The organism is Nocardioides cavernae, assembly GCF_013410035.1.
GTDB lineage: Bacteria > Actinomycetota > Actinomycetes > Propionibacteriales > Nocardioidaceae > Nocardioides > Nocardioides cavernae_A.
Window position 1 is genome coordinate 1,528,861 of the sequence record NZ_JACCBW010000001.1, and the last position, 26,988, is coordinate 1,555,848.

Here is a 26,988-nt window from a genome sequence, read left to right on the forward strand (position 1 = left end):
CAGGAGCCGGCCGTCCGGTTGCCTCGGCGTCGGAGATTTCTTGACGGATGTGCACGGTGTCCCGCTCGGCGGGACGGTGTCTCACAGGTGCTCGCGCAGCCAGGCGAAGTCGGCGACGTGCTCGGCGGCACCGCCGGGCGTCTCGCAGATGACGGGCGCACCGGCCTCGCGCACGACCGCGGCGAACTCGTCGGGCGGCAGGTGGCCCTGCCCGAAGTTGGCGTGCCGGTCGGCGCCGGAGTCGAAGCCGTCGCGCGAGTCGTTGGCGTGCACCAGGTCGATGCGGCCGGTGATGCCGCGGACCTTGTCGACGGCGTCGCCGAGGTCGATGCCGCCCGCCCACGCGTGGCAGGTGTCGAGGCAGAAGCCGACCTTCTCGGCGCCCTCGGCCGATGAGATGGCGTCCCACACGCCCGCGATGCGATCGAGGTGGCGCGCCATGGCGTTGTCCCCGCCGGCGGTGTTCTCGATGAGCAGCGGGACCTTGATGTCGGTCGCGTCGATGGCCTTGCGCCAGTTGTCGAAGCCGACCGCGGGGTCGTCGGTCTTGTTGACGTGGCCGCCGTGGACGATCAGGCCCTTGGCGCCGATCTCCGCGGCGGCGTCCATGTGCTGCTGGAGAAGCTTGCGGCTCGGGATGCGGATCCGGTTGTTGGTCGTCGCCACGTTGACGATGTAGGGGGCGTGGACGTAGAGGTCGACGCCGGCGTCCTCCGCCGCTTCCCGCAGTGCGGCGGCCCCGCCGTCGAAGCGCACCTCCGGGCCCTTGTAGCCCTGCGGGTCGCCGAGGAAGAACTGGACGAGCGTCGTGTCGCGGGCGAGCGCCTCGGCGATCGGGTCGGTCTGCTCGACGTGGGCGCCGATCCGGGTGGTGGCGGTGCTGGGGCTCATGACGACCAGCCTAGGAGCAGCCACAGACACCCGACGACCACGCCGACGAGGAGGGCGACGGCGAGCCAGGCGTACGCGTCACCGGCGCGCCGGACGCGGGGCAGCGGGCCGATGCGGTCGGGCACGGGCGGTCCGTCCGGGGGTGGGAGCGGCAGGCGGCGCAGCAGCCGCAGGGCCGCCTCGGCGGTCGCGATCCGCTGCTCGGGGTCGGGCACGAGGAGCCGCTCGACGAGCGGACGCAGCGGGTGGGAGGGGACGCCGGCCTGCTGCGCGGGTCGCAGGCCGGTGACCAGCTCGAGCGCTACCCGGCCGACCGCGTAGAGGTCCTGCGTCGGCTCGGGCGGCGCGCCCCGCGCCTGCTCCGGCGCCATGTAGCCGTCGGTGCCGATCGCACCCGGCACGGTGGTGTAGCGCGCGTCGGCGACCGGGGCGGCCACCCCGAAGTCGCCGAGGCGCAGGTGGGGCGGGCCCGTGCCGGTGGGCTCGAGGAGCAGGTTGGCGGGCTTCACGTCGCGGTGCACCAGTCCGGCCGCGTGCACCGCCGCCAGACCCGCGAGCAGCTGCTCGACCAGCACGCCCGCGGTGCCGGCGTCGAGCGGGCCGTGCTCGCGGAGGAGGTCCGCGACCGAGCCGCCGGCGACCAGCTCCATGGCCAGCACGACCAGGTCGTCCTCCGCGGCCCAGCCGTGGGGAGCGACGACGTGGGGGTGGCGCACCCGTACGGCCTGCTCGCGGACGAAGCGGGCGAGCAGCGCCGACCCGTGCCGGCCGAGGACCTTGAGGGCGACCACCTGCCCGGTGCGCTCGTCGTGCGCGCGCCACACCGAGCCCATGCCGCCGGAGCCGACCTGGTCGATCAGCCGGTAGCGCCCGGCCACGACGGTGGCGGTCCGGGTCGCGTCGGTCGCGGTCACCGTCCCGACGCTAGACCGCGCGCGGTCCCGTGCGGCCGTCCTCCACAGGCGGTGAGGACCGTCACGAGGTCTGGACCTGTGGTGCCAGCCCCATTGCCGCGGCCGCGCCGCGTACGGGATCCTCCCGGCTGACCGGTCCCGACCGCGGACCACCCACGGGGGGAGACACCCATGTCCGACCACACGCCCGGCGCCGAGCCGACGCCCGACCCGACGCCGGCGTCGAGCCCCTCCGACCCGTCCGGCTCCGCCCAGGCCAACGCGGCCGTCGAGACGCTCAAGAACGCCCACCGGCTGGACCTCGGCATCATCGGCGCCGGTCTCGTCGCGTTCATCGCCTCGCTCCTGCCCTACTACACGGTCTCCGTCGAGCTCTTCGGCGCCTCGGCCAGCGACTCCGGCAACGCGTGGAGCGGCGGCTTCCTGGGCTGGTTCGGGGCGCTGCTCGCGCTCGTCGGCGCCGGGGTCCTCGTCGCGAGGATCCTCGGCGTCGCGCTCCCGTTCCCGGTGCGCACGACCGTCCTCGGCCTCTTCGCGGGGGCGGCGCTGCTCACCCTGCTGGCCCTGTTCGTCTTCCCCGGGGGCGGCTGTGACGACCTCGGCATCGACGGCATCTGCGACTCCGTGGACGAGGGCCGAGGCTTCGGCTACTGGCTGACCCTGCTCGCGACGCTCGCCGGCACGGGCCTGGCGGCCGTGCGGCGCTCCGCCGACTGACGCACGACGATTCCGGCCCGCGGGGCAGCCGCTGATAATCTCCTGCGGTTGCCTGCGGGCGACACGTGCCGTGCGACCGATGTCGCCAGCCACGAACGCAGAGTCCTCCTGCCACGGAGAGCCCGTGGCCGCTCTAGCCCAGAGGAGGTGGAGACCGCTATGCGTGCCTATGAAGTGATGGTCATCCTCGACCCGAGTCTCGACGAGCGCACCATCGAGCCGTCGCTCGACAAGTACCTCAACGTGATCCGCAAGGACGGCGGCTCGGTCGAGTCCGTCGACGTGTGGGGTCGTCGCCGGATGGCGTACGAGATCAAGAAGAACGCCGAGGGCATCTACGCCGTCGTCAACCTGACGGCCGAGCCCGCGACGGTCAAGGAGTTCGACCGCCAGCTCACGCTGAACGAGTCGATCCTGCGCACGAAGGTCATGCGTCCCGACGCCCACTGATCGCCCTCGCGGGCGTCTGTGGATAGACCCTTCCCGCTGTCGGTGCGTGCCTGTTTGATGGGCGCATCACCGGGAGCACCCGGACCACACAGGTACATCTAGAGGAGACCTGACATGGCAGGCGAGACCACGATCACCGTCATCGGCAACCTCGTCGACGACCCGGAGCTGCGGTTCACCCCCTCGGGTGCACCCGTCGCCAACTTCCGGATCGCGTCGACGCCGCGCACCTTCGACCGCCAGAGCAACGAGTGGAAGGACGGCGACACGCTGTTCCTCTCGTGCGCTGTGTGGCGCCAGGCCGCGGAGAACGTCGCCGAGTCCCTCCAGCGGGGCATGCGCGTGATCGTCCAGGGTCGCCTCAAGTCGCGTCAGTACGAGACCCGCGAGGGTGAGAAGCGCACCGTCTTCGAGATCGACGTCGAGGAGGTCGGCCCGTCGCTGCGCAGTGCATCGGCCAAGGTCACCAAGACGACGCGGCAGGGCGGCGGTGGCGGCTACTCCGGCGGTGGCGGCGGCTACTCGGGCGGTGGCGGGCAGCAGTCCGCGCCGGCCGACGACCCGTGGGCCAGCCCGGCTCCCTCCCAGGGTGGCGGCCAGGGTGGCGGCGGCTGGGGCGGTCAGTCCCAGGGCGGCCAGCAAGGCGGCGGCCAGTCCTCTCCGCCCAACGACCCGTGGGCGACGCCCGGGGTCAGCGGCGGCAACGACGAGCCGCCCTTCTGATGCACCGATCCTGATCCGGATCACCTGACACACACATCACCATTCCGTCCCTGATTGCCTTCAGGGCCGGGCTCACTGAAAGGGAGCACCACAATGGCCAAGGCAATTCTGCGCAAGCCCAAGAAGAAGGTTTGCCAGTTCTGCAAGGAGAAGGCGACCGGTGTCGACTACAAGGACACCACGCTGCTCCGCAAGTTCATCTCCGACCGCGGCAAGATCCGCGCCCGTCGCGTGACCGGCAACTGCGTCCAGCACCAGCGCGACGTGGCCATCGCCGTCAAGAACGCGCGCGAGCTCGCCCTGCTGCCCTACACGTCCACCGGTCGCTGAGAGGAGCACGGGACATGAAGCTCATCCTGACCCAGGAAGTCGACGGCCTCGGCGCCCCCGGCGACGTGGTCGAGGTCAAGGACGGCTACGGCCGCAACTACCTCGTCCCGCGTGGACTCGGCATCAAGTGGACCCGCGGTGGCGAGAAGACCATCGAGTCGATCAAGTCCGCCCGTGCGAGCCGCGCGGCGCGCGACGAGGGCCACGCCCAGGAGATCAAGGCGAAGCTCGAGGGCAACGCCGTCAACGTGAAGGTCCGTGCCGGTGAGGGCGGTCGCCTGTTCGGCTCCGTGACCACCGCCGAGATCGCCGACGCGATCGCCGCCGTCTCGGGCGAGTCGGTCGACCGTCGCACGATCGTGGTCGCGAACCCGATCAAGTCGCTCGGCGCCCACGAGGTGTCGGTCAAGCTGCACGACGAGGTGTCCGCCACGGTGGCCCTCAACGTCGTCCCCGCCTGACGCACGACGCTCGACGCCCCGTCACCTCCTCGGAGGTGGCGGGGCGTCTGTCATGTCCGGGGTGGGGCACAGCGCGGTGGTCCGCGACGAATGGCCGCTCTCGGGCCTGTTGCACCGGCCTATCGCAGCGGACTACTCCGTCGGCCTGGCGCACCGCGTGGGCGGCCGGCTGCCCCCGGCGTGGTACTCGTAGGTCTTCCCGCCCGACCCCAGGATGATCCGCGCGCCTTCGACGAGCGCCTGGGTGTACGCCATCCCGGGCTCGGCGCAGCCGCGGCTGCCGTTGCGCCAGGTGACCTCCTCGACCGAGATGACCTTGACCTGGTCGGCGGCGACACCGAGCTCGGCCGCCAGGTCGTCGACGGCGAGCAGCGCGTCGGGCGACCCGCCACCGGGGACGGTCGGCGGGGCTGGGGTCCCCGGGGTCTCAGGTGTCTCGTCCACGGAGCTCTCCTCGCCCGGCGGTGCCGTGGGGTCGTCGTCGGCGCAGCCCGCGAGCGCCAGGCAGCAGGCCGCGGCGGCGAGCAGTGCGCGTACGGACCTCATGGCGTCCAGCATGCCGGAACGACGAAGGGGCCGGCGGTGTCGCCACCGCCGGCCCCTCCTGCGATCCGGGTCCGGATCAGCCGTCGATCACTTCTTGACGACCTTGATCTTCACCGAGTCCTTTGACTCGAGCACCGCGGCGTCGCCGAGGTACGACACCGTGACCTTGATGGTGCCGGGCTGCTTCGCCTTCGGCAGGCGCAGGCGCGCCTTGCCGTACTCGTTGAGCGTGAGCGTGAAGGTCTTCTTCTTCAGCGCGCCCTTCACGGTGACCTCCACCGTGCCGGTCGGGACGACCTTCGGGGCGGAGACGGCGACCCTGACGAGCGCCTTCTTGCCCTTCTTGACCGTCCTGGGTGCGTCGACGTCGAGCTTCGACCTCACCTTGACCACCGCACCGACGACCAGGTTGACCGGCGCCGAGGTGGCCGCCGCGTTGGCCGTGTCGCCGAGGTACCTGGCGGTCACCGGGATGGTCCCGGCCGCGTCGAAGCCGGACAGCGTGGCCGTGGCCTTGCCGGTGGCGTCGAGCGTGCCGGTGCCGGCCAGGCGGGTGCCCGCCCAGAACTCGACCGTGCCCGTCGGCGCCGCCGCCTTGGAGCTGAACACGATCGCGGTCGCGGTGGTGCTCTCACCCGTCTGGATGCGGTCCGGCGTCACGGCCAGGCCGACCCTGGACGTCGCCACGCCCTTGATCGCGACGGTGTGGCTCGCCGTGGCGGGCTTGGCGCCCGGGTTGTCCACGGAGTGCACGAGCTTGTTGGTCAGCGCGCCGTCCGCCACCCCGGCGTCGACCTTCACCTGGTAGGTGAAGCTCGCGCCGTCGACGTCCTTGGGCTTGGCGGTGTAGCACACGACCGTGTCGTCCGCGATCGCGCTCGAGGCGTCACCCTTGTTGACCAGGGCGTCGCCCTCGGTGCCGGACGCGTTCTCCGTGCCGATGGTGACGCCGGTGAGCGGGCCCGTGAGGTTGTCGTAGGCGACGACGTAGTCGTTGCTGCCGGCCTCGGCGAACACCTGGTAGTCGTAGGTGCCCTGCGCCCCGGTCGGGTCGGACTTCCGGCGCATCTTGTCGAACTCGACGATGTAGAAGCCGGCCCCGTCGGAGGCGATGGAGACGCCCGCGCCTGCGGCGTTGTCGTGCGTGAACACCATGTCCTGCCACAGCATGGCCAGCACGTTGTTGGGTGCGGCCACGTCGGGGACGGACTGCGTGACACCCGGGGAGGTGCCGTAGTTGCCGGCTCCGCCGAAGAGCAGGAACCCGTCGTCGCTGAAGCTGACGCCGGGCTGGAAGCCCTCGTAGAGGCCGTACTGGTATCCCGTGCCGGTGGTGAAGACCTTCCCGTCACCGGTGACGCCCGGCTGCCGGGTGATGCCGAGGTTCGACTGGAGGTCGAAGTACTCGGCGTCGCCGGTCAGCGGGTTCACGCAGGACGCGTCGGTCGCGCTGGTCGTGATGGAGTAGGCCTCGTCGTCCTGGCTGGGCGCCTCGGCGGTGCCCGTCCAGGTGACGGTACCGCCGGCGAACGTCGCCCCGTTGGTCGCCGAGCCCTCGACGTACGTCGTGCCGGCCGGCAGCGGGTCGGTGATCGTGTAGGCCAGGTCCTCGCGCGCCACGTTGGGCGCGACGTCGACCGTGTAGGTGATCACGTCGCCGGGTGCCGCGGTGGTCACGTCCGCCGTCTTGGTGACGTCGTCGGCGATCCGGTCGACGACGACGGGGATGACCCCGATGTCGCCGGGCGTCTGGGCGGAGGTGCCGAGCGTCAGGGTGCCGTGCCAGGTCTGGCCGGCCTCCATGCGGTCCTCGTCCCAGAAGGTGCGGATGTCGAACGGCTCGGCCGCCGGGACGGCGCCCGACGGGCCCTCGGCCCGCAGGTTGCCCTGGTCGCCCGCGACGACGGCCGTCACCAGGTCGGTGGTGTCGACGTCCCCGGGCGAGGCCTGCCAGTTCTGCACGAGCACCCAGTACGTGCCCGGCTCGGGGTTGGCGATCGAGAGCGACTCGTTCGACCCGGCGGAGGCGCTGAACGCAAGCTGGTTGGCCGCGGACACCGCGCCCTTGCCGACGTAGAGGTCGAAGTCGGGGGCTGTCGGGTTCTCCAGCTTCACGATCAGGTTGGTCGCCCCGGCCGGGACCTCGATCATCTCGACCTTGGTCCCGTTGCCGTCGTAGGGGTTGGTGTTGGTGGTGTCCTCGACGACGGTCAGCTCGACCCGGTCCTCGGGCACCAGACCGCTCGCGTCGATCTGCAGGTCGTCGATGGCGATCGCCTGCAGGTCGGTGTCGACCTGCGAGCCGGCGTCACGCCGCGTCGTGATGTCGATGGAGGTCGGGAGCACGCCCGACGGGGGCAGGACGCCCACGGGGAGGTGCGCCACGGGGGCGGTCGATCCGGCGGGCGGCGTCAGCACCAGGGTGCCGAAGAGCCACTCGCCGGTGGGGGTGCCGTCGGCGATGGTCGCGGTGACCGTGACGTCGACGTTGCCGCCGTCGGTGACCGCGACGGTGTCGACGTCGGTCTCGAGCGTGATGCCGTCGGAGAGGTTCTCCACCGACACGTCCCAGGTGCCGACACCGGTCGCAGTGCCGGTGAACGTGCGGGTCCACTCGCAGGAGCGGAGGCACTCGTCGTCGGCCATGCTCGCGGTGTTGAGGTCGCGCACGTCACCGCCGACGGCGGGGTCGGCGGCCTCGTAGCCCGCCTGGGTCTCGTCGAGGACGACACCCGCCTTGGCGGCGTTGCGGAGCTCGATGCGCCCGGAGCCCATGTCGAACCAGTCGGCGGCGGTGCCGTCGGAGTCGGTGATGTCGCGCTCCGAGGTCGTCATGAGTGCGGACTGGGCCTCGGCCGGCGTCCACTGCTGGGCGGCGGGCAGCTCGAGCTGCATCCCCTTCAGCAGGGCGAGCGCACCGGCGGTGTGCGGGCTGGCCATCGACGTGCCGGAGATGAACTCCCACACGACGTCGTTGTCCGTGCCGGCGGCGGCGAGGATGTCCACGCCGGGTGCCGAGACGGACGGGCTGATCGAGGACACCGCGCGGTTGGGGCCACGGCTGGAGAACGCGGCCATGATGTCGCCGTTGGCGTCCGCGACGTTCTTCACCGAGCCAGAGAGGGCGGCCTCGGTGCCGGCGTGGGCCGCCATGAAGGCCCGCAGCGCCACGCCGTCGTCGTAGCTGAGGTGCGCCGCCGGGAGGGCGTGCGCGTCACCGTTGAGCGAGTCGCCGCTCGCCGCGTTGTTGACCAGGATCATGCCGGCGGCGTTGAGCTCGGCGAGGTTCTCGCCCTTCTCGACGCGGCCGTTGCCACCGCGCTCGCAGATCACGATCTTGCCGGTGAGGTCGGTGCCGGCGGGGAACGCCCCGGCCTCCTCGCTGTCACCGGGCTGGCCGCAGAGCGCGTTGGCGTACGGTGCGGCCGCGGCGTCGACGACCGGGTAGGAGCCGTCGGTCGGTCCCGAGAGGCCCGCGCCGGCGATGTCGGGGAACCTCTGGGCGTCGTCGGCGACGATGTCCGTGACCGACGAGACGTACGTGCGGTCGTGGGTGGTGGCACCGACGGTCGTCATCCACGGCACGTCGCCGGGGCTGCCGAGGGTCGCCGCGCCAGGACCGTCGTTGCCGGCCGAGGTGGCGACGTGGATGCCGGCGGCGCGGGCGTTGAGGAAGCCCACCGCGTCGAGGTCGGTCCAGGGGTTCGACGCGGCGCTGGAGCCGATCGAGTAGTTGATGACGTCGACGCCGTCGATGATGGCCTGCTCGATCGAGGTCACGATCGAGTAGCCCTGGCAGCCGCCGTCGCAGACGTCGTAGCCGATGATGTTGGCGTGGGGCGCGACGCCCTTGATGGTCGAGGTCACCGAGAACTCGTTGTCGGTGCCCTTGGCGGCGTAGGCGGTGGCCTCCACCTGGTTGCCGGCGGTGGTGCTGGCGGTGTGGCTGCCGTGGCCGTCGTCGTCGTAGGGGTCGTCGAGCGGGTCTCCGCCGTCCTCGGGGTCCTCGAGGTTGTAGTAGCCGATGAGCTTGTCGTTGCAGCCCCAGTCGGCGACGTACTGGTCCTCGTTGTCCGGGTCGCACATGCCGAGGTAGGTGCCGGCGCCGAGCGGGTTGGTGTGGTCGTAGCCGTCGCCACCCTGTCCGGCGGGGACCACGTCGGCGAACGACGGGTTGTCGGGGTTGATGCCCGAGTCGAGGATGCCGACGACGACGCCCTCCCCGCGGTTGCCCTCGAATCCGGCGGGCACCTCGGTGCCCTCCCAGATCTCCGGCGCGCCGATCCACTCGGGACCGCGGTCGGTGGTGAGCTCGCGCTCGAAGTCGACCTGGACGGCCGTGACGCCGTCGATCTCGGCGACCTTGCGGGCCTGGGAGCGCGTCATCCGCACGGCGACGCCGTTGAGGGCCTCGGTGTAGCGGTTGATCACCTCCGCGCCGCCGGCCACCCGGGAGATCGAGGTGACGAGGTCCGCCTGCTCGGAGCGCAGCTCCTTGCGGTAGCCCGACTCGGACGACGCGGCCGTCAGGCCGCGCTCGACCGCGACCGCACGCCGGGGCACGGCGGGGGCGTCGAGCTGGACGAAGTAGATGTCGGCGGCCGAGCCGGTGCCGAGCTCGAGCACCGGTCCCTTCTCCAACGACTCGGCGAGGCTGGCCTCGGCCGACTTCAGCGCGCCGGGGTCGACGTCGGCCGCGTTGGCGGCGACCCCCCACGGCACGAGCAGGGCGGCAGCGACGCTGGTGGCAGCGCCGGCCGCGATGGTCCTACGGATCACGCGGATCTCCCGTTCGACTCAGGTGGCCCTGCTGCACGACGACGCGCCCCCGAGACGAATTGCGTACGGACGTGCGGGCAGGGATGGGTGGAGCCCCTGTATCTGAAGTCACACCTGCCCGACGTGTCAACGAAAACGACCGTCGGAGATCGTCCTGTAACTGAGACGTAACGCCGCAGGGTGTCCCGGGCTCAGGGCGCTTCGCGCCGTGTCGGTGCCGGGAAGCGGTTGGGCCGGGCGACGACCGCGTCGAGGACGACCGGCCTGGCGCCCAGCGACTCGATGACGATCCGGCCGGTGCGCATGCCGGAGTAGCGGTCGATGACGACGTGCTGGGTCGACGAGGACCTCCTCCCCGACAGGTCGACGACGTGCCAGGCGCGCTTTCCCACGCGCACCCGCACCTTGCCGTACGCCGGCCCGGTCGGCGCGAGCAGCCTGAGCTCGCCGACCCGGGCACGGGGCAGCACGAGCCGGGCGCCGCGGCGCGACGCGGTGACGGCATCGCCTTGGACGTAGCCGTCGTCGCTGACCGTGGTCCAGCCACGCTGGCGGGTGAGGTTGCGCGGCACGAAGAACTCGACGGCCTCCGACCAGGTGCTCGCGTTGCCGGCGGCGTCGATGGCGCGGGCGGTGAAGACGTGGCGCCCGGCCCTCGCGCCCTCGAGTGCGAAGCGTCCGGGCGAGCAGGCGACCGGGAGCCCGTTGTCGAGGCACTCGACGGTGGAGCCGGGCTCGCTGCTGTTGAGCCGCAGCGGCACGGCCGCGCTCGTGACGACCGGCTGGGTGGGGGTCACCTCGTCGTAGGTGGTGCTGGTGACGTAGACGAAGGGCGCCTTGGTGTCCTGGGTCCACCGCACGGTCGCCGGCGTCGGGTCGTGGTCGGGGGTGTCGACCACGGTGCCCAGGCCGAGCGGGGTGTCGGGATTCCGGTCGCGGTCCCCGAGGTCGACCGCGCGCGCCTCGAAGACGTACGGCCCGTCGACCAGCCCGCTCAGCGCCACCGGCGAGGCGCAGGCCCGCCAGTCGTGGGCCTGCGTCGGGCCGGCGAGCCTGCACTCGAGGCCGAACGGCCCGGCGTCCCCGTCGGTGACGGAGGCGGCCAGCGTGAGGCTGAGGGACGACACGGCGAGCAGGCCGGCCGCGTTGGGGGTCACGCTCGGGACTGCCGTGGTGTCAGGAGGGGTGGAGTCGTCGCACCCGTCCTGCAGGAGCGACGGGACGGTCTCGTCGAGGCACCCGGGTGTCGCCTGCGCGGCCGTCGCGCCCGTCAGGGGGACCAGCGCCCCGGTCGCCAGCGTGACGAGTGCCAGCCGCGCGGCTGCACGGTTCTTCTCCATCGGGCCCTCCCCGGTCGTCGACTGCTGACCGGCTCAACGAGCGACGGCCGCCCCCGTCACGAGCCAGCGGTCGCCGCGGGCGCGCCACGTGAGCAGGACGCCGCGGGCACCCATGAACACGACGGTCATCGCGACCCAGACCGCGACCAGCCCGTGGGGCAGCGTGGCCGCCCACAGCGCGGCCGGGGCGTACGCCACGAGGACGATGATCCCGGCCCACGCGAGGAAGGCGCCGTCGCCCGCGCCGATGAGGACGCCGTCGAGGACGAACACCACCCCGGCGAGCGGCTGCCCGAGCGCGGCGACGAGCAGCACGGGGACGAGGAGGTCGCGGACGGCCGGATCGGTGGTGAAGACCGCACCGACGACGGGGGACACCGCCGCGAGGGCGACTCCCGCCACGATGCCGCTGCCCCAGCCCCAGCGGATCATCCGACGGGTGAGCGCGCGGGTGCCGGCGACGTCCCCGCTCCCGAGCGCCCGTCCGGTGAGGGCCTGCGCCGCGATGGCGATGGCGTCGAGGCCGAAGGCCAGGAAGCTCCAGAGCGTGATGGCCACCTGGTGGGTCGCGACGGTGACGTCGCCGTCGCCGGTGCCGACCCGGGTGACGGCGTACGTCCCGACCAGCAGGCACGCCCGCAGCGCCAGCGTCCGCACGACGAGCGCGACCGCGGCATGGGCGGCCGCCCGGATCCCGGCGAGGTCGGGGGTGAGCGGGGCGTCGTGCGCACGGGCGGCGCGGACGACCACGACCAGGAACCACCCGGCGCTGATCACCTGGGCGATCACCGATCCGATCGCGGAGCCGGCGATGCCGAGGCCGAGGCCGTAGACCAGCACGACGTTGAGCACGATGTTGAGGCCGTTGCCGACGACCGCGACGAGCAGGGGCGTACGCGTGTCCTGCAGGCCGCGGAGCACGCCGGTCGCGGCGAGCATCACGAGCAGCGGCGTCGTGCCGAGGAAGGCGATCGCGAGGTAGGTCTCGGCGTGGTCGGCCACCTCGCTCCCGGTGTCGAACGCGCCGACGAGGGTCGGGGTGAGCACCACCCCGAGGACGGTGGCGACGACGCCGATGACGACGGCGAGCCACACCCCGTCGACCCCCTGGGCGAGGGCCGAGCGCAGGTCGCCCGCGCCGAGGTGGCGCGCCACGCTGGCGGTCGTGCCGTAGGCGAGGAAGACGCAGAGCCCCACGACCGTCTGGAGCACCACGGCGGCGACCCCGAGACCGGCGAGCTCGGGGGTGCCGAGGTGGCCGACGATCGCGGCGTCGGAGACGAGGAAGAGGGGCTCGGCGACGAGGGCGAGGAACGCCGGCACGGCGAGGCGGAGGATCTCCCGGTCGACGGCCTGCACACCGTCCACCCTAGGAACTCCCCGGACGTCGGCGCTCGCGCGGGTTCGCATACTGACCGTTCGCCGCCCCGTCCATGGTCCTTTCGGACCACCTGTGAATGGCGGTGTGGATGAGGCGCCCGTGGCACTCGTCACCACCTCGTGTCGACACAGCAACCGGCGACCTCCAGATGACGGACAGGTGAACGACCACAGCGGCGAAGAGATTTTCGTCCACAGTGTGTGGACCGCATCTGTGCAGGTCAGCGGCCATGTCGACGACGGACGGGGACTACTCTCCACAGCTCGGTCCACCGTGTGTGCACGACGCGGCGCGTGTCGTCCACGACGATGCCCACCTTCTCCACAGGGCCTGTGGACAACTGGTGCTCGCTGGCTTCCGCAGGCCGCCGGGTAGCACGTACGGTCTCGCGCGGACGTGGTTCCACCACGGCACCCGCCCGCGGTCGGCGGCGGGCGTTGTCGGTGGTCGTCCCTACCGTCGGACGCGGTGGGTCGAGGCACGGGTCGAGGCTCGCCGGACGGGCGGCAGAGAGTGAGGGGAGCTTCGGTGAGCGTCGCTTTCGAGGGGGACACCGACGAGGCCTGGGGCGACGGACCCGCCGCCTACGAGCCCGGTCACTCGCCACGCTCCGCCGGCGACCGGACCCCGCCCCAGGACAACGCGGCCGAGCAGAGCGTGCTCGGCTCGATGCTGCTGTCGAAGGACGCCATCGCCGACGTCGTCGACGTGATCAAGGGCGTCGACTACTACAGGCCGGCCCACGAGGTCATCCACGACGCGATCATCGACCTCTACGGCCGCGGCGAGCCCGCGGACCCGATCACCGTGGCAGCCGAGCTCACCAAGCGCGGCGAGCTAGAGCGCATCGGTGGCGCCCCCTACCTCCACACCCTGTCGGCCAACGTGCCGATCGCGGCCAACGCGGGCTACTACGCCGAGATCGTGCGCGACAAGGCCATCCTGCGCCGACTGGTCGAGGCCGGCACCCGCATCGCCGCCCTCGGCTACGCCGGCGAGGGCGAGATCGACGACGTCGTCGACAACGCGCAGGCCGAGGTCTACAAGGTCACCGACCGTCGGGCGAGCGTCGACTACGCCCCGCTGAGCGACATCATGAGCGGCGTCCTCGACGAGATCGAGGCGATCGGCAACCGCGAGGCCGGCCTCTACGGCGTGCCGACCGGCTTCGCCGACCTCGACGACCTCACCAACGGCCTGCACTCCGGCCAGATGATCATCGTCGCGGCGCGACCCGCGATGGGGAAGTCGACGCTCGCGCTCGACTTCTGCCGTGCGGCGTCGATCCACAACAACCTCACGAGCGTGTTCTTCAGCCTCGAGATGACGCGCTCGGAGATCATGATGCGCCTGCTGTCGGCCGAGGCGAAGGTGCCGCTCAACCACATCCGCAACGGCACGATGCGCGACGACGACTGGGAGAAGCTCGCCCGCAAGATGGGCCAGGTCTCCGGCGCGCCGATGTTCATCGACGACAGCCCCAACATGACGATGATGGAGATCCGGGCCAAGGCACGCCGCCTCAAGCAGCGCCACGACCTCAAGCTCATCGTCATCGACTACATGCAGCTGATGAGCTCGGGCAAGAAGGTCGAGTCGCGTCAGCTCGAGGTCTCGGAGTTCTCCCGCAACATCAAGCTCCTCGCCAAGGAGCTGGAGTGCCCGATCATCGCGCTCTCCCAGCTCAACCGTGGTCCCGAGCAGCGCGGCGACAAGCGCCCGATGATGAGCGACCTGCGTGAGTCCGGCTCCCTCGAGCAGGACGCCGACATGGTGATCCTGCTCCACCGAGACGACGTCTACGAGAAGGAGTCGACCCGCCCCGGCGAGGCCGACCTGATCGTGGCCAAGCACCGCAACGGCCCGACCCGCGACCTCACCGTGGCGTTCCAGGGCCACTACTCCCGCTTCGTCGACATGGCCCAGGGCTGACGCCGGCGCATGCCCTCGGGTGCCGCGGGTACGGATCGGCAGCCGACGAGGAGGAGGGCTGCCATGGCCGAGGAAGACATCCGCAAGCTCCGCGGGAGCGACGAGCACCGTGACCGCCCGACGATGAACCAGCCGTTCAACGCCGAGAAGCGCCCGGTGTGGAAGCCGCTGATCTACCTCGTGCTGCTGATCGCCGCACTGGTCCTGATCTACCTGTTCGGGCTCGCCGTGCTCGTGCCCTCCGACTGAGGAGCGCCCTCCCTCCCGTCGTCCGCTCCCGGGCGTGATGAGTTCTCGCCCGCGCCGCCGTCATAGGTGTGACAGGACACCACGGACGGAAGGATGAGCGATGACGGTCGACCTACGGCGGGAGGTTCGCGTGGCGGAGCAGGTGCACCTCGACGACCTCGACGAGGCGACGTTCGCCGCGATGGCGGACGTGCACCGGCGCGAGCTCCACGTGCACTGCTACCGGATGCTCGGGTCGTTCCAGGACGCCGAGGACGCCGTGCAGGAGACGATGCTGCGTGCGTGGCGTCGGCGCGAGACCTTCGAGGGCCGCTCGACGCTGCGGGCGTGGCTCTACCGGATCGCGACCAACGCGTGCCTGGACCTGCTGGCCAGGCTCCGGCCCAAGCCGGCGACCGGCGGGGACGTCAGGTGGCTGCAGCCCTACCCGGACCACCTCCTCGACGAGCTCCCCGCCCCGGCCGACGACGACCCCGAGGCGCAGGCCCTGGCCCGCGAGACGATCGAGCTGGCGTACCTCGTCGCCGTGCAGCACCTGGCGCCGCGCCCGCGGGCGGTGCTGGTGCTGCGTGACGTCCTGGGATGGCCGGCCAAGGAGGTCGCCGACCTCCTCGGCGACTCGGTGAACTCGGTCAACAGCGCGCTCCAGCGCGCACGTGCCGGCATGCGCGCGCACCTGCCCGCCGAGCGGCAGGACTGGACGGGGGAGGAGGGCGACCCCGCCACGCTCGACCTCGTGCGCCGCTTCACCGAGGCCAGCGTCGCCACCGACGTCGATGCGATCGCGACCATGATGCGCGACGACGTGCGGTTCGCGATGCCGCCCTCGCACGGCCTGACCGTGGGCCGCGAGGCCGTGCTGGCCGCGTGGGTCGCCGACGGCTACCCGGCCATGACCGGTCTGCGCGCGGTGCCCACCACCGTCAACCGGCAGCCGGCCGCGGCCTACTACCTGTGGCGGGAGGCAGAGCAGGCCTTCCTGCCGCTGACGCTGGACGTGCTGCGCATCTCCGCTGGCACGGTCACCGAGATCACGATCTTCCACGGCGACCGCTTCCCCTCCCTCGGGCTGCCCGAGCGACTGGGGCCGGACCAGGACGGCGGGTGAGTTCTCGGGAAGGGTTCGCGTACGTGAACCGGGGCTGCGTGCCCGGACGTCGACCGCGCTCAATCCGTATTCTGGAACATGGTTCGACATGGTGAACTGAGCGGAGTAGCGTCCGTGGCTGCTGTGGCATGCGTCACAGCCCTGCCCGGAGGAGATCACCGTGTCCCTGCCCCTCACCCACCGCCTCCGTCGTCTCGCGACGGCTGTCACCGCACTGGCCGTCGCCGGCGTCGGCGCGCTCGCAGCGGTCCCCGCCCCGGCGGGTGCCGCCGTGGGCGACGAGCAGGTCGCGTGGCTCGAGGTCGAGGACGGTGCGATCTCCGGCGGCCCCGCCCTCAACTCCGGCGACCACGGCAACTTCTCCGGCACCGGCTCCTACACCTTCCGCGAGACCGGCATGACGTCGGCGATGACGTTCCAGGCGCCGGCTGCCGGGACGTACCCGGTCTGGATCCGGTACGCCGCCGGGCCGCTGTCGGCTGAGGAGAACGTCACGCGCGCGATGGGCCTGCTGACCAACGGCGGCTCGCGGCAGAGCGTGAGCTACCCGCTCACCGGCAGCTGGGAGTCGTGGGCGTGGGCGCCTGCGACCGTCACGCTCCAGCAGGGGACCAACACCCTGACCGTCCAGTGCGACCGCGCCGTCGAGATGTGCCGGCTGAACTTCGACGCGATCCAGGTCGGCGGCACCGCCCCCGACACGTGCGCACCGACCCCCGTCGCCCCCGGTGCGACGCGCCTCTTCGACGGGACCTTCGCGTCGTTCGACCAGTGGCGCAAGGCCGGGGCCGGCGGGTTCGGCCACCAGACCGACTGCACCATCCGCGGTTTCCGCGGTCGCGGTGCCACCTGGACGACCGCGGAGCAGACGGGGCCCTACACCCTCGGCGTCGACTGGAGGCGCGCGGACGCCAAGGCGGCCTCGAGCGTCTACGTCGCCTCCTCGACCAACACCTCGGCCGACCCCACCGGGGGCTACCAGGTGCGCATCGGTGCGAGTGACACCGGCGCCATCACCTACGGCGGCACGACCCAGCCCGCCGACGCAACGGCCGTCGCCGCGGCGGTCGACCCCGTCGGCTCGTGGAACCACTTCGACGTCCAGCTCACCCCCAGGCGGATCCGCGTCCTGCTCAACGGCGTGGCGGTCAACGTGGTCGACCGCACCGCCGCGACCGCCGGCCACATCGGCCTCGAGAACCGCGCCGTCACCGCCGACGTCACCGACCAGGTCAGCTTCCGCGACATCCAGGTCACCCCGACGGTGGTCCTGGGGGAGCTCGCGGGCCCGGCCAGGCGCGCGACCGGCGCCGGCGGCGGTCAGGGGGCGGAGTCGACCCTGGCCCACCTCGTCGCCGACTCGCAGCGCTGGGCCACGCGCGGTGCGGCGGGCGGCACGGCGAGGATCGCCCTGGTCAGCCCGACCTCTTTGCAGGCGGACCTCGTCCCGAGCGGCGGCGACGTGACGTACGCCCAGGCCGCCGCCGCGGTCGCGGACGAGCCGCTGGTCAACCGCCGGCTCACCGGGGCCCAGCTGAAGGCGGTCCTCGAGCAGCAGTGGCAGCGCACCGCGGACGACGCCGTGGCCACGCCCGCCTTTCGCCGGCTGGGCGCCTCCACCGGGTTCACCTGGACCGAGGACGCCACCCGGCCCGAGGGCGACCGGGTCACCGGCATGTGGCTCGACGGCGTCGCGATCCTCCCCACCGGTACCTACTCGGTGACCGCCAGCCGCTCGCTCGCCGATGGTGGCGACAACTTCCGCGCCTTCGACGTCGGAGTCGAGCGGCTGCCCGACGCGAGCACGCGGTCCGCGTTCGCGGCGTACCTCGCCGACGTCTCCGCCGGCGGCGCCGTCGCGCTGCCCGCCACGCAGCGTGCGGTCGACGTGCACGTCCCGGGCGGTACGACCACCTACCCGGCCGGCACGACGTACGCCGTCGACCTCCGCTCGTGGTCGTACTCCCACCCCACCGACCCGGTGGACACCGTCGTCGACGTGAGCATCGGCGGCCGCCCCGCAGGATCCTTCGCCGTCACCGAGTCGGGCGACGACGACGACCCGTACGACCAGCGCGGCGCTGTCGCCGTGCGCGCCGTCGTGCCAGTGGGCCTCCCCACCGCCCCCACGACCGTCACGATCGTCGGCCGGACGACCGGCACCACGGTCCGACTGCCGATCGACGTCGTCGCGGCCCCCACGACGCCCACCCCGGACCCCACCCCGGATCCCACCCCGGCACCCACGCCGACCCCCGTACCCGTCGTCGCCCCGTCGCCGTCGGCGCTCAAGGCGACGGCGCGGATCGGCGTGAAGGTCAGGCCCGGCCGGATCGTGGCCCGGCGCACCCGGGCCACCCTCGTCGTCACCGTCCGCTCCAGCGGCGCGACGCCCACCGGTACGGTGACGGCGCAGGTCGGACGGAGGACGGTGCAGGGGACCGTGCGTCGCGGGAAGGCGGTGCTCACCCTGCCGAAGCTGCCGCGGCCGCGCGCGACCCGCGTCACGGTGACCTACTCCGGGGACGCCGGCACCCTCTCGACCTCGCGGACCCTGCAGGTCAGGGCCGTCGCCCCCTGACCGCCACGCACCTCACCTACGAGGTGCGTGAGCGGTCCCGGGCACTCAGGCCGGCGCGAACGTCAGGCAGTCGGCACGGTCCGCGCCGGCGCCCACCTCGACGCCGGAGGCCGTGCACTCCAGGTGGTCATTGTGGGTGCAGTCGGACCGGTGGCACGCGCCCACGCGGCCGCTGGCGTCGACGCCGCCCTTGTCGCTGGCGTCGACGTAGGTCCCGCACGCCGCACCCGCGGCGTCCGTGACCGTGATGGCACCGGCGTGGCAGTCGTGGTCGTGGTTGTACGAGCAGCCGTCGACGCTGCACGAGCTGATGATCGGCAGGTTCATGGTGGTCATGCACCGACCATGCGCCCGCGCCGGGCGTACGTCCAGACAGGACAGGTTTCCCTCACCGGTGGTTCCGCCCCCCGTCGCCCGTCGAACGACGGACCCGAGGTGTCAGCTGCAGGACCCGCCTGCGTCGCCGCCGGATCCGCCACCGGGCAGGCCGACGGCGGCCCCGACCCCGGTCCACCCGGCGTCGTGCCCGGCACGTCGGCGCACGTCCGGGTTGCCCGGCACGAGAATCGCGTCGAGGAACGCACCCAGCACGACAATCGCCACGAACCACGTGGCCACCGTCGCGACGACGCCCGGCCGGTCACCACCGTTGAGCACGACGACCAGGACTGCGGCGACCAGCACCGCAGACGCCACCGCGGCGAAGGTGACCCACGATGCTCGGGCGTGCGGGGCGAGGCGCCGCGTCAGGTTGCGCATGGGCCCAGTGTGCGACGGCACGGCCGTGACCGCCAGAGTCTGGCGACGGCACGTGCGGCCACCAGCGGGGTCGGAGCTCCTTCTGTGCACGGACGCGCCTGTGGCCCCGCCCTCGTGGTGACTGGCGGGGTGTGGGGCGTGGTCATCGTCGGCGGGGTCGCGGGATGTCGGGCGGTGGTCCGGTGTCGATCGCTCGGGTGCCGGTGGGGTCGCGTCGGAAGCGGTGGCCGTGGGGGCTGGTCCAGTCGTACGTCCCGGGTGCGGTGGTCTTGTAGCGCCAGGAGCTGTGGGTCTTGAGCCTGTGGTGGGTGCGGCACAGGGGTGCGAGGTTCGACGTGGAGGTGGGTCCGCCCGCCTCGAACGGGACGACATGGTCGAGGTCGCAGGCTCGTGCCGGGCGGGTGCACCAGGGGAACACGCAGGTGCGGTCGCGGAGGATCACGGCCTCGCGGATGCGGGTGGTGGGTTCGTAGGCCGGGGAGGACAGCTCGGCGTTCAGGTCGATCACCGGTCGGATGGTGACCCTGGTGTGGGTGTCGGTGCACCAGTCCTCGACCTGGTCGAGCAGGACCAGGCGCTGGCCTTCCTCGAGGCGACCGGTGGCGTCCAGCAGGGAGTCGCTCGCGTTGAAGTGGGCGTGGAGGACGACCTCGCGGGCATGCGGGAGGTCGGGTCTCGATACGCCCGCTCGTTCCTCGCGGGCTACTCGACCACCTTCGTTGGTGGCGAGGTCGAGGGCGGTCTGCGTGCGCGCGAGATCACCGAGGGCGGCGGAGCGGCGGACGTCGAGAGACGCATCCGAGCCCAATGCCTTCATCGTTGCGGCGCCATGGGCCAGTGCGCGGTCGAGGTCGAGGGCGTCGGCGATGTCGAGCTCGGCCTCGAACCTCATCGTCCCGGCGTAGTGCACGTCCTCGGAGTGAAGGGTGGCGTGGCGGGGGTCGACGTGCTGCCACCCGTCCTCCGGATCAGCAGACGGGTCCGCGTCGGCGAGGTCGTACCGCTGGATCGCTTCCGCAACGAGCCTGTCCAGCTGCGCGGGCCCGACGCGTCCCGCGACCGCGGCGACCTGCGCGTCGACGAAGGCTGCCGCCTCGACGGTCAATGCGGGTGAGGAGTGGATCGTCGTCTCGGCTACCGACCGGGCCCGCCACGCGGGCACCGGACTGGAGTCCGGCATGGAGTCGCGGGAGTCGGTGGCGCAGCTCCAGGGCGTGCCCGACGAGCCGCTTCGCCGCGGTCGTCGAGATCCCCAGCACCGCACCGAGCTCAGCGATGCAGAACTCCGCCACCAGGGGCGTACCGGGTCCTGCGATGGGTTCCTCGTGTTCGCAGCCGGGGACGGTGAACGAGGCGGCGGAGTGGATCGACTCCGGCCGGTGGAGGTCCGCCCACCGCGCGGCGAGATCGAGCTGACGGGCAGCGGCAGCGTTCTCGGTGTCGCGGGCGGTGCGGATCGCGGCGAGCAGGCCGGCGGCGGAGAGGTCGTCGTCGACCTCCGCGGCGGCCTGCTCGAGCGTCTCGATCATGTGTTCGATTATAGCACCAGCCGCCGATAGCAGCTTTGAGAGCAATGCGGGCCCGGCTGTCAGCACCGTCGACGGGGTGAGGCGCCCTGGCCCGCTCCCCGCCTAGCGTGGATGGCCTGAGGACCGAGGGACGACCGAGGAGGAGCCCGTGCCGCACCGACCCCCGAAGGACGTGCAGGAGGCGGCCCAGAGGGCCGAGCGCTGGATCGAGGACGGGAAGGCGGGCAAGGGGTTCACCGACACCGGTCGGCGACGCGCCTCGCAGCTGGCCGCCGGCGAGGAGGTCAGCGACGAGGTCGTGAAGAAGATGCAGGCCTACTTCGCCCGCCACAGCGTCGACAAGGACGCGGAGGGCTTCACGCAGGGGGGCGAGGGGTTCCCGTCGCCCGGCCGCGTGGCCTGGGACGCCTGGGGCGGTGACGCCGGGGAGCGCTGGGTGGGCACCATCGACCTGGACTGAGATCCGGGGGCGTGGCCCCGTCCGCCCTTGGGGTGTGTTCACCCTTTCTGGGGGGTGCCTACGCTCGCTAGCGTCATGACCACCTCTGCCCTGCGACCGGACGGCCGCGTCGTCAGCATCACCTACACGAGCTCGGCGACCCGCCTGATGTCGGTCGGCCAGCTCGTCGAGCTGATCGAGCAGATCCGACCCAAGAACGAGCGCCTCGGCATCACCGGGCTGCTCCTCTACAGCGGGGGCAACGTCATCCAGACGCTGGAGGGCACGGCCGACGCCGTCGACGGGCTGCTCGAGGTGATCTCCGCCGACCCGCGCCACGCGCAGCTCCGTGTGCTCGACCGCCGGCTCGTGGACGAGCGCGCCTTCGCCACCTGGTCGATGGGCTTCCGCAACGTCACCGCGCGGGAGGTGGCGCAGCTGCAGGACTTCACCGAGTTCGCCCGCCTGTCCGTCGGTGACGACCTCGCGCCGCACGCGGTGGCCGCGTTCGACCTCCTCGACACCTTCCGCGTCAACGCCGTCTGACCGCCACGTCTGGCCGCCACGTCTGACCGGCCGGGTCGTAGGTTGGGAGCCATGCAGACTCGCACCCTCGGAAACCAGCAGGTCGGCGCGATCGGCCTGGGCCTGATGACCTTCGACCAGACCGGCACCCAGCCGCGCCAGCAGCTCCTCGACACCGTCACCGCGGCGATCGACGCGGGCGTCACGCTCCTCGACACCGCGGACGCGTACGGCCCCGGCGACGAGAAGGGCGCCGGCGCGCAGGGCGAGAACGAGCGCCTCATCGCCTCGATCCTCGACGAGCTCGGGGTCCGCGACCGCGTCCTCCTCGCGACCAAGGGCGGGCACGTCCGCACCGACGGTGGCGGCTGGGACACCGACAGCTCGGCCGGGCACCTGCGGCGCGCCGTCGACGAGAGCCTGCAGCGCCTCGGCGTCGAGCAGCTCGACCTGTGGCAGCACCACCGCCCGGACCCCAAGGTCCCCTACGACGACGTGATCGGCACGCTCAAGGAGATCGCCGACAGCGGCAAGGTCGCCCGCGTCGGGCTCTCCAACGCCGACCCCCAGCAGATCCGCGACGCGCACGCCGTGCTCGGTGACGCGCTGGTCTCGGTGCAGAACCAGTTCAGCCCCAAGTTCCGCTCCTCGCGTCCCGAGATCGACGTGTGCGAGGAGCTCGGGCTGGCGTTCCTGCCGTGGAGCCCCCTCGGCGGTCTGGGTGACGCCAAGGAGCTCGCCGAGAAGCACCCCGCCTTCGCCGAGATCGCGGCCGACCGCGGCGTCAGCGCCCAGCAGGTCGCCCTGGCGTGGGAGCTCGCGCAGTCCCCGGTCGTCATCCCGATCCCCGGCGCCAAGCGGCCCTCCTCGATCACCGACTCCGCGGCGGCCGTGCACATCGAGCTCACCCGGGACGAGCTCGCCCGCCTCGACGCCAGCTGACCCGGGACTGCTCGGCGATGGCGCGCCCGCTTGCCGCCCGGCTGGTCGACGCGGCCCTGGACCGCTCGCTGGTCCTCGGCTACACCACGATCGGCCTGGCGGTGCGGCGGGCGCTGCCCGGCTGGCCGGCCGACCCGCTGCCGCGCTCGCTCGAGGGCCGGCACGTGCTGGTGACCGGTGCGAGCTCCGGGCTGGGTGTCGCGACAGTCGAGGGCCTCGCCGACCTCGGCGCGACCGTGCACCTGCTGGTGCGCGACGAGGAGAAGGGCCGCCGCGTGCTCGACGGCGTACGCGCCGGGCGGCCCGGTGCCGGGCTCCGGCTCTGGCGCTGTGACGTGGGGGACCTCGACGACGTGCGCCGCTTCGCAGCGGACCTCGCGGCCGAGGTGCCCGACCTGCACGCGGTGGTCCACAACGCCGGGGTGATGCCGCCCGAGCGCACCGAGTCGCCGCAGGGCCACGAGCTCAGCATGGCGGTGCACCTCCTCGGCCCGGTCGTCATGACCGAGGCACTGCTCGGCCCCCTCGCCGGCGGCCGCGTGGTGCTGGTGAGCAGCGGAGGCATGTACGGCCAGCCGCTGCGGGCCGACGACCCGGCGTACGCCACCGGTGACTACTCGCCCACCACGGCGTACGCCCGCTCCAAGCGCTGGCAGGTCGAGATGGCGCCGCTGCTGGGCGCGCGCTGGGCACCCGACGGCGTCACCGTCGCGACGATGCACCCCGGCTGGGCCGACACCCCGGGCGTTCGGGACTCGCTGCCGCGCTTCCGTGCGCTCATGCGACCCGTCCTGCGCGACGACGCCCAGGGTGCCGACACCAGTATCTGGCTGGCGGCCTGCCAGCCGCCTCCGCCGACGGGACGGTTCTGGCACGACAGGGTCGAGCGCCCGACCAGCCTGCTGCCGACCACCCGGGCCTCCGAGGAGGACCGGTCGCGGGCGTGGGCCTGGCTCGCCGGGTCGGCCGGTCTGGACTGAGGTCCGGGGCCAGGACTGCGGCGCCGCAAAACTTGACTGGTTCAAGAAAAGTGGGCAGGGTGGTGGGTGATGGACCACCACACGACCGAGGCCGACTTCGAGCTCCTGCTCCGCGGCGCTGACCTGCGGGTCACCCGGCCGCGCCTGGCCGTGCTGCGCGCCGTCGGACGGCACCCGCACGCCGACACCGGCAGCCTGCTCACGGCCGTCCGCACGGAGGTGCCGGCGGTCTCGCACCAGGCCGTCTACGACGTCCTCGGCGCCCTCACCGACGCGGGGCTCGTCCGCCGCATCCAGCCCGCCGGCTCGATGGCGCGCTACGAGCTGCGCGTGGGCGACAACCACCACCACGTGGTGTGCCGCTCCTGCGGCGCCGTCGCCGATGTCGACTGCGCCGTCGGGCACACGCCGTGCCTCGCGGCGGCCGACGACCACGGCTTCGCGATCGACGAGGCCGAGGTCACCTACTGGGGCGTGTGCCCCGCCTGCGCCGCCACCGCGGCGCTCCCCGACAACCGCTCGTGACATCGACTCCCAACCCCGAAAGGTTCGCCATGACCGACAGCCAGGACACGACGCCCGAGAGCCCGCAGGGGGTCGACCGCAAGGCCGACAGCGGCTGCCCGGTGATGCACGACTCCGCCACCGCCCAGGGCAGCGAGAGCGAGAACCCGGCGCTCGACTCGCCGACCCCGAAGACGGGTGGTCGCCCGCACACCAACAAGGACTGGTGGCCCAACAGCCTCGACCTCTCGGTGCTGCGGACGCACTCCGACAAGGTCGACCCGCTCGGTGCCGAGTTCGACTACGCCGCCGAGTTCGCCAAGCTCGACCTCGCCGAGCTGCGCCGCGACATCGTCGAGGTGCTCAACACCTCGCAGGAGTGGTGGCCGGCCGACTTCGGTCACTACGGCGGCCTCATGATCCGGCTGAGCTGGCACGCGGCCGGCACCTACCGGATCCACGACGGCCGCGGCGGCGCGGGCGAGGGCGCCCAGCGGTTCGCCCCGCTCAACTCGTGGCCCGACAACGGCAACCTCGACAAGGCGCGCCGGCTGCTGTGGCCGGTGAAGCAGAAGCACGGGCAGAAGATCTCGTGGGCCGACCTGCTGGTGCTCGCCGGCAACGTCGCCCTGGAGGACATGGGCTTCACGACCTTCGGCTTCGGCTTCGGTCGCGAGGACGTGTGGGAGCCCGAGGAGATCTTCTGGGGTCCCGAGGACACCTGGCTGGGAGACGAGCGCTACACCGGCGACCGCGAGCTGGGCGAGACCCTCGGCGCGGTCCAGATGGGCCTGATCTACGTCAACCCCGAAGGCCCCAACGGCAACCCCGACCCGATCGCGTCCGCGCGCGACATCCGCGAGACCTTCGCCCGGATGGCGATGAACGACGAGGAGACCGTCGCCCTCATCGCCGGCGGCCACACCTTCGGCAAGACCCACGGCGCCGGCGACGCCGACCTCGTGGGCCCGGAGCCCGAGGGCGCCCCGCTCGAGGAGCAGGGCCTCGGCTGGAAGAGCGCGTACGGCTCGGGCAAGGGTGCGGACGCGATCACGTCCGGCCTCGAGGTCACCTGGACCTCCACGCCGACGCGGTGGAGCAACGACTACTTCAAGTTCCTCTTCGCCTACGAGTGGGAGCTGGAGAAGAGCCCGGCGGGCGCGCACCAGTGGGTCGCCAAGGACGCGCCCGAGATCGTGCCCGGCCCGGCCGCCGACTCCCCGAAGCGCCGCCCCACGATGCTGACGAGCGACCTCGCGCTGCGGTTCGACCCGGAGTACGAGAAGATCTCGCGCCGCTTCCTCGAGAACCCCAACGAGTTCGCGCGGGCGTTCGCGAAGGCCTGGTACAAGCTCCTCCACCGCGACATGGGCCCCGTGTCCCGCTTCCTCGGCCCCTGGGTGCCCGAGGAGCAGCTCTGGCAGGACCCGGTGCCGGCGCACGAGGGCGACCTCGTCTCCGACGCCGACGTCGCGACCCTCAAGGCAGCGGTCCTCGACTCCGGCCTCTCGGTGTCCGAGCTCGTCTCGACCGCGTGGGCCTCCGCCGCGTCCTTCCGTCACACCGACAAGCGCGGCGGCGCCAACGGTGCGCGGATCCGCCTCGAGCCGCAGCGCAGCTGGGCGGTCAACCAGCCGGAGCAGCTCGCCACGGTGCTCGAGAAGCTCGAGTCCGTGCAGGCCGAGTTCAACGCCAAGGGCGGCGCGCAGGTCTCGCTGGCCGACCTCATCGTGCTCGCCGGATCGGCCGCCGTGGAGAAGGCGGCGAAGGACGCAGGTGTCGAGGTCACCGTGCCGTTCCACGCCGGACGCACCGACGCCACGCAGGAGCAGACCGACGTCGACTCCTTCCGTGTCCTCGAGCCCCGTGCGGACGGTTTCCGCAACTACCTCCGGGCGGGCGAGAAGCTGCGCCCCGAGGAGCTGCTGGTCGAGCGCTCCTACATGCTCGGCCTCACCGCGCCCGAGATGACGGTGCTCGTCGGCGGCCTCCGCGCCCTCGGTGCCAACGCCGGCGGCACGTCGCACGGCGTCCTCACCGAGCGCCCCGGCCAGCTCACCAACGACTTCTTCGCCAACCTCCTGGCCTCCGGCACGGAGTGGAAGGCCTCGGAGTCGGAGGAGAACGTGTACGAGATCCGTGACGCCGCCACCGGCGACGTGAGGTGGACCGCCACCGCGGCCGACCTGATCTTCGGGTCCAACTCGCAGCTGCGGGCCCTGGCCGAGGTGTACGCCAGCGCGGACGCCACCGACCGCTTCGTGCAGGCCTTCGTCAAGGCGTGGGTCAAGGTCATGGAGAACGACCGGTTCGACCTGCGCTGACCCGACGCACCACCCGGTGGCCCGGATCCCTCACGGGGTCCGGGCCTCCGTGCGTCCGACTCGAGCTGGACGCGTCGGTGGCCGACGTCCTCGGCCCGCTCTAGCGTGGCCGCATGGTCGACCACGCCACCCCCAACCTCCCGTCGCGTGACCTCGACGCGACGGTCGCGTTCTACGACGCGCTCGGCTTCGAGGTGGGATTCCACGACCCGGGCTGGCTGGTCCTGCAGCGGGGCACGCTGGTCCTCGAGTTCTTCCCCGACCCCGGGATGGACCCCGCCTCGAGCGCCGCGAGCTGCTGCCTTCGCGTCGACGACCTCGACGGGCTGTACGCCGTCTGCGCGGGTGCCGGGATCGAGGAGACCCACCTCGGCTGGCCGCGGCGGCACCCGCCGCAGGTGGAGGACTCGGGGATGCGGATCGCGTACGTCGTCGACCTCGACGGCAACCTGCTGCGGCTCGTGCAGAACCCGGAGCTCGAGGACTAGGTGTAGTTCCCCGTGACGTTGTGAATGCGGTCTGCGGGGACGAGGCCCTCGATGCCGGTGTGGGGTCGGTGGTGATTGTAGAAGTGGAGCCAGTCG

Annotated in this window: 26 protein-coding genes; 17 read left to right on the forward strand and 9 right to left on the reverse strand. The window is 72.2% G+C overall.

What is annotated here, in order from left to right; genetic code table 11:
• Positions 1-81 precede the first annotated feature (81 nt).
• Positions 82-891, reverse strand: a complete 810-nt coding sequence (locus tag F4692_RS07425; RefSeq protein ID WP_179618914.1) for a deoxyribonuclease IV — start codon at positions 889-891, stop codon at positions 82-84.
• Positions 888-1,805, reverse strand: coding sequence for a serine/threonine-protein kinase (locus tag F4692_RS07430; RefSeq protein ID WP_308645197.1), 918 nt, complete (start codon positions 1,803-1,805; stop codon positions 888-890). The genes F4692_RS07425 and F4692_RS07430 overlap by 4 nt, the downstream gene beginning before the upstream one ends.
• A gap of 171 nt (positions 1,806-1,976) precedes the next feature.
• On the opposite strand from F4692_RS07430, the gene F4692_RS07435 reads away from it, so the two are divergent.
• The 5 genes from F4692_RS07435 (at position 1,977) to rplI (ending at position 4,486) form a co-directional block, all read left to right on the forward strand.
• A complete protein-coding gene (locus F4692_RS07435) occupies positions 1,977-2,522 on the forward strand; it encodes a hypothetical protein (RefSeq protein ID WP_179618915.1) in 546 nt (181 codons plus the stop codon).
• A gap of 159 nt (positions 2,523-2,681) precedes the next feature.
• Positions 2,682-2,972 (forward strand): 30S ribosomal protein S6, encoded by a 291-nt coding sequence (rpsF, locus tag F4692_RS07440; RefSeq protein WP_129426827.1) that lies wholly within the window; start codon positions 2,682-2,684, stop codon positions 2,970-2,972.
• Between the two features lie 114 nt (positions 2,973-3,086).
• Positions 3,087-3,695, forward strand: a complete 609-nt coding sequence (locus F4692_RS07445; RefSeq protein ID WP_179618916.1) for a single-stranded DNA-binding protein — start codon at positions 3,087-3,089, stop codon at positions 3,693-3,695.
• 93 nt (positions 3,696-3,788) lie between these two features.
• On the forward strand, positions 3,789-4,025 hold the full coding sequence (gene rpsR, locus F4692_RS07450) for a 30S ribosomal protein S18 (protein ID WP_056603689.1): 237 nt from the start codon (positions 3,789-3,791) through the stop codon (positions 4,023-4,025).
• 14 nt (positions 4,026-4,039) lie between these two features.
• Entirely contained in the window at positions 4,040-4,486 is a 447-nt protein-coding gene (rplI, locus tag F4692_RS07455; RefSeq protein ID WP_179618917.1) for a 50S ribosomal protein L9, read from the forward strand.
• Positions 4,487-4,618: 132 nt separating this feature from the next.
• On the opposite strand, the gene F4692_RS07460 is transcribed toward rplI, so the two are convergent.
• The 4 genes from F4692_RS07460 to F4692_RS07475 form a co-directional block, all read right to left on the reverse strand.
• The gene (locus tag F4692_RS07460) at positions 4,619-5,032 is read right to left on the reverse strand and encodes a hypothetical protein (protein ID WP_179618918.1); all 414 of its coding nucleotides are present in this window, start codon (positions 5,030-5,032) and stop codon (positions 4,619-4,621) included.
• Between the two features lie 87 nt (positions 5,033-5,119).
• On the reverse strand, positions 5,120-9,811 hold the full coding sequence (locus tag F4692_RS07465) for a S8 family serine peptidase (RefSeq protein ID WP_179618919.1): 4,692 nt from the start codon (positions 9,809-9,811) through the stop codon (positions 5,120-5,122).
• Positions 9,812-10,002: 191 nt separating this feature from the next.
• The gene (locus F4692_RS07470) at positions 10,003-11,151 is read right to left on the reverse strand and encodes a hypothetical protein (protein ID WP_179618920.1); all 1,149 of its coding nucleotides are present in this window, start codon (positions 11,149-11,151) and stop codon (positions 10,003-10,005) included.
• 33 nt (positions 11,152-11,184) lie between these two features.
• The gene (locus F4692_RS07475) at positions 11,185-12,510 is read right to left on the reverse strand and encodes an MATE family efflux transporter (protein WP_308645198.1); all 1,326 of its coding nucleotides are present in this window, start codon (positions 12,508-12,510) and stop codon (positions 11,185-11,187) included.
• A gap of 550 nt (positions 12,511-13,060) precedes the next feature.
• Between F4692_RS07475 and dnaB the strand changes: the two genes are divergently transcribed.
• The 4 genes from dnaB (at position 13,061) to F4692_RS07495 (ending at position 18,402) form a co-directional block, all read left to right on the forward strand.
• Positions 13,061-14,464 (forward strand): replicative DNA helicase, encoded by a 1,404-nt coding sequence (gene dnaB, locus F4692_RS07480; protein WP_308645199.1) that lies wholly within the window; start codon positions 13,061-13,063, stop codon positions 14,462-14,464.
• A 63-nt stretch (positions 14,465-14,527) separates the two neighbouring features.
• Entirely contained in the window at positions 14,528-14,713 is a 186-nt protein-coding gene (locus tag F4692_RS07485) for a hypothetical protein (protein ID WP_179618923.1), read from the forward strand.
• A 100-nt stretch (positions 14,714-14,813) separates the two neighbouring features.
• A complete protein-coding gene (locus F4692_RS07490) occupies positions 14,814-15,821 on the forward strand; it encodes an RNA polymerase subunit sigma-70 (protein ID WP_179618924.1) in 1,008 nt (335 codons plus the stop codon).
• 160 nt (positions 15,822-15,981) lie between these two features.
• Complete coding sequence (locus F4692_RS07495) at positions 15,982-18,402, forward strand: 5'-nucleotidase C-terminal domain-containing protein (protein WP_179618925.1); 2,421 nt, start codon at positions 15,982-15,984, stop codon at positions 18,400-18,402.
• A gap of 45 nt (positions 18,403-18,447) precedes the next feature.
• Here F4692_RS07495 and F4692_RS07500 read toward each other — a convergent pair whose 3' ends face one another.
• The 3 genes from F4692_RS07500 to F4692_RS07510 all read right to left on the reverse strand — a co-directional run bounded on the left by F4692_RS07500 (position 18,448) and on the right by F4692_RS07510 (position 20,341).
• Positions 18,448-18,738, reverse strand: coding sequence for a DUF1540 domain-containing protein (locus F4692_RS07500; RefSeq protein ID WP_179618926.1), 291 nt, complete (start codon positions 18,736-18,738; stop codon positions 18,448-18,450).
• 102 nt (positions 18,739-18,840) lie between these two features.
• Positions 18,841-19,161: a hypothetical protein gene (locus F4692_RS07505; protein WP_179618927.1), complete on the reverse strand. Its 321-nt coding sequence runs from the start codon at positions 19,159-19,161 to the stop codon at positions 18,841-18,843.
• Positions 19,162-19,303: 142 nt separating this feature from the next.
• The gene (locus tag F4692_RS07510) at positions 19,304-20,341 is read right to left on the reverse strand and encodes an HNH endonuclease signature motif containing protein (RefSeq protein WP_257029525.1); all 1,038 of its coding nucleotides are present in this window, start codon (positions 20,339-20,341) and stop codon (positions 19,304-19,306) included.
• On the opposite strand from F4692_RS07510, the gene F4692_RS07515 reads away from it, so the two are divergent.
• The 8 genes from F4692_RS07515 to F4692_RS07550 all read left to right on the forward strand — a co-directional run bounded on the left by F4692_RS07515 (position 20,340) and on the right by F4692_RS07550 (position 26,892).
• The gene (locus tag F4692_RS07515) at positions 20,340-20,720 is read left to right on the forward strand and encodes a hypothetical protein (RefSeq protein WP_179618928.1); all 381 of its coding nucleotides are present in this window, start codon (positions 20,340-20,342) and stop codon (positions 20,718-20,720) included. The genes F4692_RS07510 and F4692_RS07515 overlap by 2 nt on opposite strands.
• Before the next feature lie 118 nt (positions 20,721-20,838).
• A complete protein-coding gene (locus F4692_RS07520; protein WP_179618929.1) occupies positions 20,839-21,150 on the forward strand; it encodes a hypothetical protein in 312 nt (103 codons plus the stop codon).
• A gap of 75 nt (positions 21,151-21,225) precedes the next feature.
• Positions 21,226-21,675: a BLUF domain-containing protein gene (locus tag F4692_RS07525; protein ID WP_179618930.1), complete on the forward strand. Its 450-nt coding sequence runs from the start codon at positions 21,226-21,228 to the stop codon at positions 21,673-21,675.
• Between the two features lie 51 nt (positions 21,676-21,726).
• On the forward strand, positions 21,727-22,596 hold the full coding sequence (locus tag F4692_RS07530) for an aldo/keto reductase (protein WP_179618931.1): 870 nt from the start codon (positions 21,727-21,729) through the stop codon (positions 22,594-22,596).
• A 17-nt stretch (positions 22,597-22,613) separates the two neighbouring features.
• On the forward strand, positions 22,614-23,576 hold the full coding sequence (locus F4692_RS07535) for an SDR family NAD(P)-dependent oxidoreductase (RefSeq protein WP_179618932.1): 963 nt from the start codon (positions 22,614-22,616) through the stop codon (positions 23,574-23,576).
• Between the two features lie 69 nt (positions 23,577-23,645).
• Entirely contained in the window at positions 23,646-24,101 is a 456-nt protein-coding gene (locus tag F4692_RS07540) for a Fur family transcriptional regulator (protein WP_179618933.1), read from the forward strand.
• 29 nt (positions 24,102-24,130) lie between these two features.
• A complete protein-coding gene (gene katG, locus F4692_RS07545; RefSeq protein WP_179618934.1) occupies positions 24,131-26,404 on the forward strand; it encodes a catalase/peroxidase HPI in 2,274 nt (757 codons plus the stop codon).
• A 113-nt stretch (positions 26,405-26,517) separates the two neighbouring features.
• Complete coding sequence (locus F4692_RS07550; protein WP_179618935.1) at positions 26,518-26,892, forward strand: bleomycin resistance protein; 375 nt, start codon at positions 26,518-26,520, stop codon at positions 26,890-26,892.
• Positions 26,893-26,988: the final 96 nt, after the last annotated feature.

What these genes read in the sequence shown, in the direction of transcription:
- F4692_RS07540 (WP_179618933.1), top strand. Translation starts at nt 23,646, where the DNA reads ATGGACCACCACACGACCGAGGCCGACTTCGAGCTCCTGCTCCGCGGC.
- F4692_RS07525 (WP_179618930.1), top strand. Translation starts at nt 21,226, where the DNA reads ATGACCACCTCTGCCCTGCGACCGGACGGCCGCGTCGTCAGCATCACC.
- F4692_RS07460 (WP_179618918.1), bottom strand. Translation starts at nt 5,032, where the DNA reads ATGAGGTCCGTACGCGCACTGCTCGCCGCCGCGGCCTGCTGCCTGGCG.
- F4692_RS07535 (WP_179618932.1), top strand. Translation starts at nt 22,614, where the DNA reads ATGGCGCGCCCGCTTGCCGCCCGGCTGGTCGACGCGGCCCTGGACCGC.
- rplI (WP_179618917.1), top strand. Translation starts at nt 4,040, where the DNA reads ATGAAGCTCATCCTGACCCAGGAAGTCGACGGCCTCGGCGCCCCCGGC.
- F4692_RS07435 (WP_179618915.1), top strand. Translation starts at nt 1,977, where the DNA reads ATGTCCGACCACACGCCCGGCGCCGAGCCGACGCCCGACCCGACGCCG.
- F4692_RS07505 (WP_179618927.1), bottom strand. Translation starts at nt 19,161, where the DNA reads ATGCGCAACCTGACGCGGCGCCTCGCCCCGCACGCCCGAGCATCGTGG.
- F4692_RS07425 (WP_179618914.1), bottom strand. Translation starts at nt 891, where the DNA reads ATGAGCCCCAGCACCGCCACCACCCGGATCGGCGCCCACGTCGAGCAG.
- F4692_RS07485 (WP_179618923.1), top strand. Translation starts at nt 14,528, where the DNA reads ATGGCCGAGGAAGACATCCGCAAGCTCCGCGGGAGCGACGAGCACCGT.
- F4692_RS07445 (WP_179618916.1), top strand. Translation starts at nt 3,087, where the DNA reads ATGGCAGGCGAGACCACGATCACCGTCATCGGCAACCTCGTCGACGAC.
- F4692_RS07515 (WP_179618928.1), top strand. Translation starts at nt 20,340, where the DNA reads ATGGAGTCGCGGGAGTCGGTGGCGCAGCTCCAGGGCGTGCCCGACGAG.
- F4692_RS07530 (WP_179618931.1), top strand. Translation starts at nt 21,727, where the DNA reads ATGCAGACTCGCACCCTCGGAAACCAGCAGGTCGGCGCGATCGGCCTG.
- rpsF (WP_129426827.1), top strand. Translation starts at nt 2,682, where the DNA reads ATGCGTGCCTATGAAGTGATGGTCATCCTCGACCCGAGTCTCGACGAG.
- F4692_RS07510 (WP_257029525.1), bottom strand. Translation starts at nt 20,341, where the DNA reads ATGCCGGACTCCAGTCCGGTGCCCGCGTGGCGGGCCCGGTCGGTAGCC.
- F4692_RS07470 (WP_179618920.1), bottom strand. Translation starts at nt 11,151, where the DNA reads ATGGAGAAGAACCGTGCAGCCGCGCGGCTGGCACTCGTCACGCTGGCG.
- F4692_RS07490 (WP_179618924.1), top strand. Translation starts at nt 14,814, where the DNA reads ATGACGGTCGACCTACGGCGGGAGGTTCGCGTGGCGGAGCAGGTGCAC.
- rpsR (WP_056603689.1), top strand. Translation starts at nt 3,789, where the DNA reads ATGGCCAAGGCAATTCTGCGCAAGCCCAAGAAGAAGGTTTGCCAGTTC.
- F4692_RS07500 (WP_179618926.1), bottom strand. Translation starts at nt 18,738, where the DNA reads ATGACCACCATGAACCTGCCGATCATCAGCTCGTGCAGCGTCGACGGC.
- F4692_RS07550 (WP_179618935.1), top strand. Translation starts at nt 26,518, where the DNA reads ATGGTCGACCACGCCACCCCCAACCTCCCGTCGCGTGACCTCGACGCG.
- katG (WP_179618934.1), top strand. Translation starts at nt 24,131, where the DNA reads ATGACCGACAGCCAGGACACGACGCCCGAGAGCCCGCAGGGGGTCGAC.